Origin of the sequence: Methylophaga sp. UBA3192 (genome assembly GCA_002363955.1) — a bacterium.
Classification (GTDB): domain Bacteria; phylum Pseudomonadota; class Gammaproteobacteria; order Nitrosococcales; family Methylophagaceae; genus Methylophaga.
Genome location: DEXE01000003.1, coordinates 721,540 through 734,159, shown reverse-complemented (window position 1 = coordinate 734,159; position 12,620 = coordinate 721,540). Strand labels below are relative to the sequence as shown.

Below are 12,620 nucleotides of genomic sequence, written 5' to 3'. Positions count from 1 at the left end.
CATACCTTTATTCATGGATTGGAATACAACTGTGTTTAACAACATATATAGCGGCCATTTCACCGAGAAGTTTTGTTAAATATCACACCTGCCCAAATTGGGCAGGTGTGATTCACATTTGCATCCATGCCTAGGCGTTTTATAGCTTATTCAAAACGCATCAGGCGACTTTTCTGGCATGCCTTTGATGCAAAAATTTAATCACTTCAGAACGATAATGGTTGTAATCAGGGTTATCCGCCAGTGCCAGTCTTTGTCTTGGTCGGGGAAGTTTTACCTCCATAATCTCGCCTATACTGGCCGCCGGACCATTGGTCATCATCACAATTTTGTCAGATAGGAGCACGGCTTCATCGACATCATGGGTGATCATGATAACGGTGTTGTTTAATTCTGACTGAATTTCCATCAGCGAATCCTGCAAATGCGCCCGGGTTAACGCATCCAAAGCACCGAATGGCTCATCCATTAACAACACTTTTGGCTCCATCGCCAATGCCCTGGCAATACCGATACGCTGCTTCATACCACCGGAAATCTCTGCTGGCAGTTTATCCCTGGCATGCGTCATATGCACCAGTTCCAGATTATGCGAGGTCCAGTCACGAATCTGCTGACGGTTACGGGTTTTGCCAAACACTGATTTCACCGCCAGTTCGACATTCTGATAACAGGTCAGCCAGGGAAACAAGGCATGATTCTGGAACACAATGGCCCGATCTGGTCCAGGTTCATTGACTTCCCTGCCTTGCAGAATCACCCCCCCCTCTGTCGCCTGATACAAACCACCGACAATATTCATCACCGTGGATTTACCGCAGCCGGAATGGCCAATTATACTGACAAACTCACCTTTGTTGATTTGGATATTCACATTGTCCAACGCGCGAAACGGTCCATTAGCCGTTGGAAAATCAATGCTGACATGATCGATATTTAAATAACTAGCCATTTTCATATTCTCCTATCGAATATTCGCGGTTTTGTCGTATGAGAAAAATTTCTGCAGTGTGAGCATAATGCGATCCAATACAAAACCAATCAGACCGATTGCCAGCACCGCCACCATAATCCGACTAAGCGAATTGGAACTGCCATTTTGAAACTCATCCCAGACAAACTTACCCAGGCCCGGATTCTGTGCCAGCATTTCTGCAGCAATCAGTACCATCCAGCCAATACCCAGAGAAATTCTCAAACCGGTAAAAATCATCGGAATAGAGGAAGGAATAACGATCTTCCATACCGTGGTGAAATAGCCTAGTCGTAACACCTTGCCAACATTCAATAAGTCACGATCAATAGATGACACACCGACTGCAGTGTTAATCAACGTTGGCCACAAAGAACACAACATGACGGTGATCGCCGAGGTAATAAAGGATTTGGAAAACATCGGATCGGCAGAAATATACACCGCACTGACCACCATGGTCACAATGGGCAACCAGGCTAACGGTGATACAGGTTTAAAAATCTGAATCAGCGGATTGATGGCGTTGTAAAGATTCTGACTCAGGCCACTGACAATCCCTATTGGTATGGCAATCAGACTGGCTAATAGAAAGCCAACAAATACGGTAAACAGACTGGTCCAGATTTGATCGACAAAAGTGGGTCTTCCCGTAAAGTCCCGAACCCGAATCTCAGCTTCCGGGTTTTTGGCCAGCTTTTCCGCATTGCGTTCTGCCTGACGCTGATAAAAGTCGCTGGCCCGTTGACGTTCGGCCTGATGCTCCTGATTAAGCACCTTAACCTGTTCCCAAACCTGAACCGGCCCCGGTAATTGTCCGAGACTGGTATCCACTTTAGCCGCGCCTACATGCCAGAACATTAAAAAAGCCAACATGGCCAGTAACGGTAAACCAATCATTTTGACCAGCTGTTGAAACTGGAACCCGGCCGGTTCCCCACCGGCGATTTTCGCCAGTGGTACGAACCAGTTCAGCCCCGTCATTTCCAGAAAATATATAAGTTTATCTTTCATAGAGTTCATCTTTGTCCGTGTTATGAAAAGCAGGCGATTAATCCGCCTGCTCCTCTCCTTTCAGGCCAATAGCAAATTTTTCCAGGTAAGCATTAGGTGCTGTCCCGTCATATTCAATGCCATCAATAAACTCATTCTGTGCCGGCTTAAAACCGGTTTCAGTCGAAAAATCAGGAAAATCGGCTGCACTTAACTTGCCCTCTTCAATCAGTTCCATTGCGGCAATCTGATAAATGTCCGGGCGATATACCTTCTTGGCCATATCGGTGTACCAGCTATCCGGTTTGGCCTCAGGAATCTGTCCCCAACGGCGCATCTGTGTCAGATACCAGATAGCATCACTGTAGTATGGGTAGGTCGCGTTGTGACGGAAAAACACGTTGAAATCCGGAATATCGCGTTTATCGCCTTTTTCATACTCAAAGGTACCCGTCATGCTATTGGCAATCACATCATAATCGGCACCGACGTAATAGCTCTGGGACAAAATCTCCACCGCTTCAGGACGATTGGCATTGTTCTCGGCATCCAGCCAATGTGCAGCACGAATCAACGCTTTGACCATGGCGATATGGGTATTGGGATGTTTATCAGCCCATTGCTGGCTAACACCAAAAACTTTTTCCGGATTATTTTTCCATATTTCATAATCGGTAATGACGGGTACGCCAATCCCCATAAATACAGCTTGCTGATTCCAGGGCTCACCCACACAGTAACCATCAATGGTGCCAGCTTCCATGGTCGAGGGCATTTGCGGTGGAGGTGTGACAGATAACAAAGCCTCTGCCTGGAGTTGACCGCTGCTGTCACCTTTATGCGGGGCATAATAACCGGGATGGATACCACCAGCCGCCAGCCAGTAACGTAATTCATAGTTATGGGTCGATACGGGGAACACCATGCCCATATTGAATGATTTACCTTGTTGCCTGAATGATTCAATGACCGGCTTCAATGCCTCAGCAGTGATTGGATGCTGTGGATTCCCATCTTCCTGCATGGGAATATGGGGTTTCATCTGCTCCCAAACCTTATTGGAAACGGTAATGGCATTCCCATTCAGATCCATACTGAATGCCGTAATAATGTCAGCCTGGGTGCCATAGCCTATTGTCGCGCCAAGGGGCTGGCCGGCCAGCATGTGTGCACCATCAAGTGCACCATTGATTACACCGTCCAGCAATACTTTCCAATTCGCCTGAGCTTCCAGGGTGACGTACAGACCTTCATCTTCAAAAAAACCTTTTTCCTGAGCAATCGCCAATGGCGCCATATCGGTGAGTTTGATAAAGCCCAGACGAAGGTCTTCTTTTTCCAGTTCTCCGGGGGCGGCAACTAATGCAGAGGAAAAACTGATAGCAGTAGTTATCGCAACGGCAGACAGCCATCGACGCATAGGTTTTGAATTCTTATGGGGTAAAGACATAGTTAGCTCCAACTTAAAACTGTTTAGTTCAGACATCTGTTAATAAGATGATGCGAAATAAACAAGTCATGGGACAGAAAACGGCGGCGTTGCCCGGATACCAGAAAAAATCCATTCCGGTTACAGTTTTCAATCCAGCATTGGATTGTCTTGAGTCCACATTGCAGTTAATATGCCAACTACATACCTATTTAAAAAATCATATATTTCAGTTAGTTAAAATAGATCCCTATATAGCTCATTGCTGCAACTTGCGTCGATTTGGGGCTAATTAAAATGTCTGGCACCCAGATGGTGCAACACCAGACAAATTTATTGATTTGCTTCAGGTTTGGGGATGAGTTTCCAGCAGGTTTGCTGTGGCCAGCACCTGTTTTGCCAGCATAGCCAGACGCATGTTCTGGTTCATCGCTGTAGTGCGTAACAGACGATAAGCCTCATCCTCACTGCACTGACGCTGCTGCATCAACACACCCTTGGCTCGATCAATAATCTTGCGTTCCGCCAGTTTGGTTTCCAGTGATTGCACTTGTTCACGCATCGTTTGTTGTTGCAAAAAGCGATTGCGTGCCGTGCTGAGTAATGGCAGCACCCGATGCGGTTGCAAACCATCAACCACATACGCACTGACTCCAAGCTGAATGGCTTGTTTTTCGACCTGTGCATCATAGGTATCCGTAAAGATCACCACCGGCATGGGTTGCTGCCTGAGCAACATATCAACCAGCGCCATCATGTCACTGTCGCAGTTTCGCACTGCCAGAATGAACATGCCGGTGAATTCGAGTTGTTTCATCGCAAGTTTAGGAAGAGAAGCCGACTGGTTGGTCACCTCGAACATGGTGCCGTTCAATTGTTCGACTAATTGCTGTGCAATATCTGACCGATCGCACACCAATGTGGAATTAAAACTTTGTGTTGTGATGTCAGTTGAGTTTCGCATGATTATCCGCAGCATAATTAATGATAAGAGAAAACACATTGAGTACCGTTTCAATGGCACGGGTAGCCGTTTTAAAAAAATCATCGGCTGATAACGTAATGGCGCCTTCCATCAGCACTTGTTGATCTATCGTCTGTAATAACAGAGCAGTATCACGCTCAATTTTGTCGCTTTGGCCCGCAAGTATCTTTAACAAATCCTTATTCCGAATCCCACCCATTTCTCTAAGCAGTTCAGCAATTCTGCCGTTGGCAGTTAAACGTTGAAAAGACAACATCATGGTCTCAGCACCACCGCCCTGCCCACGGGCACACAGGGTTGATCCCACAGCACGGATTTGTCCCAGGGTTTCAGCCGCACGCAGTGTATCTAGGCAGAGTTCGGACAAGCGGGTGATGTTATCCAGCATGAAGTGATGCAGATTGTATAAACGACTGAGATCATCAAACAACGACAATTGCCCGTCAATCATGGCATTGTGCTGACGAATAACCTGATGTGAAGTGAGTCTGCGTTCCTGGATTTGCTTTTTAAGACGCGGCCAGTGATCGACAAACGACAGCCATTGCGGCAGTGTTTGCATATCGGTGTTTTCGCTGGCCTGAATAAATTGATCAATTTCTGTTTGCAGGAAAACCAGCTTGCCTGCGAGGGAGGCATTACCAGCACAAACCGCACTGCTGGTTCCGCGATGTTGCTGACTGAGGTCAATTAACTGCTTGAGACGAACCAATTGTGAAATGGCATGTTTTACACGCCGTTGATCACGAACACTTACCGTCCATTGTTTGGTAGCGGCGAAGCATGCCGCTACCGTTAATGCACCTGCTATGGTGGGGTTGACTATCATAGTCTGACTCTCAACTAATCTTTATTCCATTATTCCCAGCTGAAAAGATAACCAGCCATTAGGCCCAGTGGAGAAATCAACACCAAGAAAAGCAGTTTGAAAAACTCTTTCATCAAATAGAAAAAATCAACTAGGTATCCCATGGTTGTAGCCTCCTTCTTTGTGTGGCAACACCAGAGACATTGCATAAGCTGTGCCAGAGGAAAACACTATATTTTTCAATATATTAAGAATCACCCAAGTCACACCATGCATTAAAATGGGTTGCAATAAACAACGAGTTGCTTATTTTTGGTGCGAAAACCCTGGGTCTGCTGATCTTTCAGATCCACCTCTGCCGTAGGCTATTTTTTTGTCGAACAAGGCGAAAAAATCGTCTCAGCCCTACGGGGTATGGCTGAAAATACAACACTTATGCCCCCCGGATGAACGGCATTGCTCCTGCCTTGACTGGTGCATTTTCAGTCCCAACAGAGACTGATCTGAAAGAACAACAGACCCTGGAATAAAGGCAAAAAAAAGCCAGCCCTGATCAGGGCTGGCCTGGCCAACAATCAGCCGAGGAGATATCAGAATTTAACTTGTCCGTAGACCCAGAATTTTTCCGTATCCACCAGCGATGGAAACTCTTTATCTGCTTTGTAATCAGCGTATTTCACACCCACGGTGTAATGCTGATTAAAGTTTTTTTCCAGCAGGATATCCAGCTCATTTCCGGCATCCAGACTATCCTGATCAGTCTCAAAGTCGTGATATGAAACAATCAGTTTCGCGTCGAAAAATACATTGCCAACCACGGTCAGATAGGTATCTTTGAGTCCCTGTGCCGGTGTAGTCAGGAATTGATCTGCCCAGCCCTGAAACGCATGATTGGTGCCCAGCGGCGTTTTAAAACTGTCTGTACCATCACCTTCCTGAACTTCATAAGACAGTTTGGCCATCCAGCCTTTATGTTTGGCACCGAGTTCTGCCAGATAATAATCCTGATCATCCATCGTCCCGCTTTTATAGTCGCTCTGACGTGCATATTCAGCGGTATAAATCAGATTCCAGGCATCATTTATCGCAGGGGCACCACTGAATCGCACACCAAGCGTTTTAGAAGATGTGGCCTCAGCATCTTCATACTCCAGCAAATAACCATAACCTTCGAGCTTGCCAAATGGTAGACCACTGTACTGGGCATTAAACAGATGTGCTTTCACATCAATCACACCATTTTTAATGATGCCAAAATCACGATCATCACCAAAAATGGTATTGATTTTATTTACAAAAGCATAGCTCAGCTGGGTATCAGGTAATGACTTGTTCTGGATGGAAAATGCATCAAACGTCTGATGATTCTGCCGCCATAGCACATTACCGATATAACGATGAAATGGTGCATCACGATAAGTGATTTGCTGCCGACCAAATTTTGCCAAGGTATCAAAGCCCTGATAACTCAGATAAGCCTGGTTTACTTCAGTACCATCCGGATCAGCGACCACCGAATAGTCGGTTTCTCCATTGGTCGTACTGTTGTAGTTATCGCCACCTAAATCGGTCACATTCTCAAATTCAATAAAAGCTCCGAAACCGTTTAAACGACCGGTTTCATAACCCAACGTTGAACGCACGGTAAATGCATCGGCATCTTTCAGGTCATTATCCTGTTTGACTGACTCATAACGGGCACGGGCGGAGAAACTGACTTTACCGCCGGTCAGTGCTTCCAAAAAACTGTCTTTCTCTGCAGAAACTGCTGTGATTGGTAATGTGCCAATCAAGCTCGCCATCAACGTCGTTGCAGTATATGTAGGTAATTTTGACATGATCTTTCCTTAACTTACGGGTCGCGGAACCTTGGTTCGGCAACCGAAATATCAAAAAATAAAGATTGATTTGCCACGTCGTTGTGGCTGCATACGCGCAGGGCGGTTCAGAGTGGAAAGCATCATCGTAAATGCAGACCGCTCGTCAATTTTTTCAGGCAGAAACAAGTCTCTGCCAACAACCGTCAGGAGTTTGCTAACAGCTGTTTTAATTCGGGAATGCAGGATCCACAGTTGGTTCCTGCTTTGAGACAACGGCCGATATCTTCCACAGATTTGGCCTCACCTTGACGGATTGTGTCTTTAATTGTGGTTTCACCTACACCAAAACAGGCACAGACCATTTTTCCCTTATCCTGTTGTCCGGGACCCGGACGGCCTGCCAGCAGGCTTTGCCGGGCAGCTCCATCCAGGGTTTCTTCAGTAAATAATTGTGACAACCAGCCGCGCTCCGGCAGATGATGGTCCGCCGCCAGAAACATCACCGTTTGTAACTGATTATCGAGAATATTGGCGGCACGATAGCGCCCCGCTCGCTGATCACTGAATTCCAGCCATTCACCTTGTTGCTCGGTAAGATTCTGAATCCACTCAAGTGGTTGTTCCACCCAATTTTCACCGGCCAGTTCATAACGCCAGAACTGCTGGCCTTTGACCTTCACCCAATAGGCTGTTTCAGTGAGACTCAAGGGTTGGCGAGACAAAATAAAACCATGCCAGCGTGGTAAAAAGGGTCGTACATTCACCGGGGTATGTTTAGATTCGGGCTGACCGGAAATCGGATCGGTAATCGGTGCAACCAGGGTATCGACACGCGCTTGTGAAGCAAATTGTCCATTCCAGTGAATCGGCACAAAAATACTGCCCGGCCGTTGTTCCTGAGTTAAATTGACCCGTCCGGTCAAACGTCCCCATTTGCTCTCGACTTGTGCCAATGCCTTGTTCTGGATCTGCCAATGCCCGGCATCTACCGGATGCATGTCAATCATCGGCTCACTGATATGGGCATTTAGTCTGGGTGCCCGACCGGTGCGGGTCATGGTATGCCATTGGTCCCGAATGCGACCGGTATTAAGCACTAACGGATACACATCATCCACTTCGTTTTGTGGGTAATGTGGCTCCACCGCAATCATTCTGGCTTTGCCGGACGCTGTATAAAAATGATTGTCGGTAAACATCCGGGCGGTGCCTTGCGGGGCATTATCGGTCACCGGCCATTGAATAGGTTGCAGAGCGGCATATTCCTGTTCGGTGATATTGGCCAGCGCGCTGATATCAAAATCCCGCTGCCCCGCATTTTCAAAGGCCGATAACCTCGCATGTTCACGAAACACATCTACCGCCGTTTCAAACTGGAATTGCTCGGCAAAGCCCAGTCGTTTACCGACTTCTTTAAGCATCCACCAATCGGCTTTGGCTTCTCCGGGAGCCGGTAAAAAAGCCCGCTGATGACTGATACGGCGTTCTGAATTGGTGACCGTGCCATCTTTTTCACCCCAGCCCAAAGCGGGTAACAACACATCGGCAAATTCGGTACAGTCGGTTTGTTTTTCAATTTCGGAGACAATAACCAATTCGCATTGTGTTAATGCTCTTTTGATCTGATCGGCATCCGGTATGCTCACCACCGGATTGGTTGCTACGATCCAGACAGCCTTGATGTCGCCACGCTCGATCGCCTGAAACATCTCAATGGTTTTATGACCGGCGGTTTTGGTGAGCCTATCGGTGTTCCAGAAACGTGACAAGCGTTCATGATGTTCCGGCTTGTCGATTTCCATATGGGCTGCCAGCTGATTACTCAGTCCGCCGACTTCCCGTCCGCCCATCGCATTGGGTTGTCCGGTGATGGAAAACGGCCCCATACCGACCTTGCCGATCCGACCTGTTGCCAGATGACAGTTAATAATCGCATTACATTTATCAGTACCGCTGGTCGATTGATTAACGCCTTGCGAGAATAATGTGATGGTTTTTTCGGTCGAGGCAAACAATTGATAAAACTTAGCCACATCTTCTTCTGACAGTTCTGTCTGGCGTGCTACCTGAGGGATGTTCGCCGCTGTTTTGCTGGCCGAGTCTAATGATGAGGCGAAGCCTTCCACATGTTGTTCAAGATAATGCCAGTCCACGCAGTCATGCTGTTTCAGATAATTCAACAATCCGTTAAACAGAAATGCATCCGCACCGGGACGTAATGGCAGATGCAGATCGGCGATATCGCAGGTGGCAGTTTTGCGTGGATCAATCACCACCACTTTCATATTGGGTCGATTCTGTTTGGCCTGAGTAATTCGCTGAAACAATACCGGATGACACCATGCGGTATTCGAACCAACAATCACCAGCAGATCAGTCTGCTCAAGATCTTCATAACTGCATGGCACGGTATCACTGCCAAAGGCCCGTTTATGGGCGGCTACTGCCGAGGACATACACAAACGTGAATTGGTCTCGATATTGCCGCTGCCAATAAAGCCTTTCATCAGCTTGTTGGCCATATAGTAATCTTCGGTGAGGATTTGCCCCGACACATAAAATGCGACCGAATCCGGGCCATGTTCATCAATGATGTTTTTCAACTTATCACTGACATGATCCAGCACGGTATCCCAGTCGACCCGCTTGCCGTTTATCTGAGGATATAACAGACGGTTATCCAGCCCGACGGTTTCACCCAAAGCAGAACCTTTGGAACACAAACGCCCTAAATTCGCCGGATGTGCCGGATCGCCTTTTATGGCAACTACACCGTCAGCTTGTGGTGCAGCCAATACGCCGCAGCCGACGCCGCAATAGGGACAAGTTGTTTGTGTTGCTTGTTGTGCCAACAGTCAATCCTCAGAGTGAGATGTAAATCAGGCCGTCTTCGACTTTGGTTTCAAATGCACGGGTACAGCCTTCATCCGGGCCAGTAGCTTCCCCACTGCTTAAATCAATAACCCAATTATGTAATGGGCAGGCGACCCGTTTGTCGTAAACAATCCCTTGCGATAAGGGGCCTTTTTTGTGCGGGCACTGATCAAACAGGGCAAACACCTCATCTGAGCTGGTCCGAAAAATGGCCACATCCCCATCCGGTGTGGTCATCACGCGTGAGCCCTTTTTCGGTACGCTCTCTACCGGTCCTACTTCAGTCCAATTTTGCATCTGTTCAACCTACTTGCTTGATGGGAATATAATTTTCACGCTGTTTGGCCGCATGTTCTGCCCATGGATCATCCTGTGACTTTTCCTGTGACTCATAAAAACGCTGTGCCAATATTTTGCGGTTATCGTGATCGTCAACCACTTTAGCCTGTACGCTTTTCAGACCGACACGCTCAATCCATGGCGCGGTACGTTCCAGATAGTGAGCATCTTCACGGTAAAGCTGCATAAAGGCCGCGCAGTATTCCATCGCTTCCTCTTCAGTAGCGACTTTGCACAGGAAATCGGTCGCACGAACCTTTATCCCACCGTTACCGCCGACATGCAGTTCATAACCTGAGTCCACACAGACAATACCAAAATCTTTGATGGTGGCTTCAGCACAATTACGCGGACAACCCGATACAGCAATCTTGAACTTATGCGGTGTCCATGAACCCCAGGTCATTTTTTCGACCTTGATGCCCAGTCCGGTTGAATCCTGTGTACCGAAACGACACCATTCTGAACCGACACAGGTTTTAACAGTACGTAATGATTTACCGTAGGCATGGCCCGAGACAAAACCGGCTTCACTCAGATCCGCCCACATTTTCGGCAGATCGTCTTTTTTCACACCGAGTAAATCAATACGCTGACCACCCGTAATTTTGACGGTGGGCACTTTATATTTATCGGAGATATCGGCGATGGCACGTAATTCATTGGCATTAGTTACCCCGCCCCAAATTCTGGGTACCACCGAATAAGTGCCGTCTTTCTGAATGTTGGCGTGAACCCGTTCATTAATAAAGCGTGACTGCGGATCGTCCTGATAATCCGGCCAGGTGCTGAGAAGATAATAGTTCAACGCCGGACGGCAAGAGTGACAGCCATCGGCAGTTTTCCATTCCAGCGCGGTCATCAGATCCGAAATGGTTTTTAATTCCTGTTCTTTAATGGCGTTTTTCACTTCACCATGACTCATGCTGGTACAACCACACATAGCTTTTTTGCTCGGTGTGTCATTGAAGTCACTGCCAAGGGTTGAGGCAAGCAATTGTTCGACCAGACCGGTACAGGAACCACATGATGCCGAAGCTTTGGTGTGCGCTTTCACTTCATCCAGAGTAAACAGGCTGTGTTTGCTGATGGCTTTGACGATATCGCCTTTACAAACACCGTTACAGCCACAGATTTCGGCATCATCGGGCAGGCCATCGACAGAGTTTGTCGCACCATGACCGGAATCACCAATATGATGCTGACCAAACAGCATGTTTTCCCGAATGCTGGACACATCGGTGCCATCACGCATTAACTGGAAGTACCAGGCACCATCAACCGTATCACCATATAAAACGGCACCAATCAGTTTGTCATCCTGAATGACCAGCTTTTTATAGACATGGCGGGCAGCATCTTTGAATACCAGGTCTTCAGTGCTTTCATCTCCAATAAAGTTACCTGCAGAAAACAGATCAATGCCGGTGACTTTGAGTTTGGTCGACGTAATGGAGCTGACATAACGGGCAATACCCATTTGAGCTAGATGATTGGCACAGACTTTTGCCTGTTCAAACAACGGTGCTACCAGGCCAAATGTCGCACCACGATGTTGCACGCATTCGCCGACAGCATAGACTTTAGGATCGAAGGTTTGCATGGTGTCATCGACCACAATACCTCGTTCGCAATGGATGCCGGCAGACTGGGCTAATTCTATGTTCGGACGGATACCAACAGCCATAACGACCAGATCGGTATCGATTTCTGTGCCATTTTTAAAGACAACTTTTTCAACCCGTTTTTTACCTTCAATCGCGGCTGTTTCGTGCGACATCAGGAAGTTAAGCCCTTTGGCCTGCAATTCATTTAACATCAAATCTGATGCCGGTTTATCCAATTGCTGATTCATTAATACATCTGCGATATGTACCACGGTGACTTCCATGCCTTGAATCATCAAACCATTCGCCGCTTCCAGCCCCAACAGACCGCCGCCGATAACCACGGCTTTTTTATAAGATTTGGCCGTCTCCAGCATGTTATCAACGTCAGCGATATCGCGGAAACTGATAACCCCGGGAAGATCACGGCCTGGCAATGGCAGCATGAAAGGACGAGAACCGGTCGCCATCAACAGACGATCGTATTCAAATACTTCGCCTTCTGCGGTTTCCACCTGGCGTTTGACACGGTTGATATGGGTAATTTTTTTACCGGCATGCAAGGTGATGCCATTATCAACATACCACTGACGGTCATTAATCATGATTTGGTCAATCGTTTTATCGCCCGCCAGCACAGGTGACAACATGATGCGATTGTAGTTACCGTAAGGCTCATCACCAAAAACAGTGATATCGTATTTTTCAGGCGCTAACTTCAGTAATTCTTCCAGTGTACGAACACCGGCCATACCATTACCTATCAGCACTAACTTTTCTTTCATGGATCGC

At 47.3% G+C, this 12,620-nt stretch carries 9 protein-coding genes; all 9 read right to left on the bottom strand.

Annotated elements, in window-relative coordinates; all coding sequences use genetic code 11:
- Nucleotides 1-160 precede the first annotated feature (160 nt).
- Nucleotides 161-952, bottom strand: coding sequence for an ABC transporter ATP-binding protein (locus B2337_RS05175; RefSeq protein WP_292362598.1), 792 nt, complete (start codon nt 950-952; stop codon nt 161-163).
- 12 nt (nt 953-964) lie between these two features.
- Entirely contained in the window at nt 965-1,987 is a 1,023-nt protein-coding gene (locus B2337_RS05170) for an ABC transporter permease (RefSeq protein ID WP_292414263.1), read from the bottom strand.
- A gap of 37 nt (nt 1,988-2,024) precedes the next feature.
- Nucleotides 2,025-3,416, bottom strand: coding sequence for a CmpA/NrtA family ABC transporter substrate-binding protein (locus tag B2337_RS05165; RefSeq protein ID WP_292362595.1), 1,392 nt, complete (start codon nt 3,414-3,416; stop codon nt 2,025-2,027).
- Between the two features lie 325 nt (nt 3,417-3,741).
- Complete coding sequence (locus tag B2337_RS05160) at nt 3,742-4,359, bottom strand: ANTAR domain-containing response regulator (protein ID WP_292362594.1); 618 nt, start codon at nt 4,357-4,359, stop codon at nt 3,742-3,744.
- Complete coding sequence (locus B2337_RS05155) at nt 4,343-5,209, bottom strand: nitrate- and nitrite sensing domain-containing protein (RefSeq protein WP_292362593.1); 867 nt, start codon at nt 5,207-5,209, stop codon at nt 4,343-4,345. The genes B2337_RS05160 and B2337_RS05155 overlap by 17 nt, the downstream gene beginning before the upstream one ends.
- A gap of 569 nt (nt 5,210-5,778) precedes the next feature.
- Nucleotides 5,779-7,026: a hypothetical protein gene (locus B2337_RS05150; RefSeq protein ID WP_292414264.1), complete on the bottom strand. Its 1,248-nt coding sequence runs from the start codon at nt 7,024-7,026 to the stop codon at nt 5,779-5,781.
- Nucleotides 7,027-7,211: 185 nt separating this feature from the next.
- A complete protein-coding gene (locus B2337_RS05145) occupies nt 7,212-9,860 on the bottom strand; it encodes a nitrate reductase (protein WP_292362591.1) in 2,649 nt (882 codons plus the stop codon).
- A 10-nt stretch (nt 9,861-9,870) separates the two neighbouring features.
- A complete protein-coding gene (nirD, locus tag B2337_RS05140; RefSeq protein ID WP_292362590.1) occupies nt 9,871-10,179 on the bottom strand; it encodes a nitrite reductase small subunit NirD in 309 nt (102 codons plus the stop codon).
- Nucleotides 10,180-10,183: 4 nt separating this feature from the next.
- Nucleotides 10,184-12,613: a nitrite reductase large subunit NirB gene (nirB, locus tag B2337_RS05135; protein WP_292362588.1), complete on the bottom strand. Its 2,430-nt coding sequence runs from the start codon at nt 12,611-12,613 to the stop codon at nt 10,184-10,186.
- Nucleotides 12,614-12,620 lie beyond the last annotated feature (7 nt).

Bases quoted from the DNA above. Each gene is read 5' to 3' on its own strand.
- B2337_RS05175 (WP_292362598.1), bottom strand. From the start codon at position 952: ATGGCTAGTTATTTAAATATCGATCATGTCAGCATTGATTTTCCAACG.
- B2337_RS05170 (WP_292414263.1), bottom strand. From the start codon at position 1,987: ATGAAAGATAAACTTATATATTTTCTGGAAATGACGGGGCTGAACTGG.
- B2337_RS05165 (WP_292362595.1), bottom strand. From the start codon at position 3,416: ATGTCTTTACCCCATAAGAATTCAAAACCTATGCGTCGATGGCTGTCT.
- B2337_RS05160 (WP_292362594.1), bottom strand. From the start codon at position 4,359: ATGCGAAACTCAACTGACATCACAACACAAAGTTTTAATTCCACATTG.
- B2337_RS05155 (WP_292362593.1), bottom strand. From the start codon at position 5,209: ATGATAGTCAACCCCACCATAGCAGGTGCATTAACGGTAGCGGCATGC.
- B2337_RS05150 (WP_292414264.1), bottom strand. From the start codon at position 7,026: ATGTCAAAATTACCTACATATACTGCAACGACGTTGATGGCGAGCTTG.
- nirD (WP_292362590.1), bottom strand. From the start codon at position 10,179: ATGCAAAATTGGACTGAAGTAGGACCGGTAGAGAGCGTACCGAAAAAG.
- nirB (WP_292362588.1), bottom strand. From the start codon at position 12,613: ATGAAAGAAAAGTTAGTGCTGATAGGTAATGGTATGGCCGGTGTTCGT.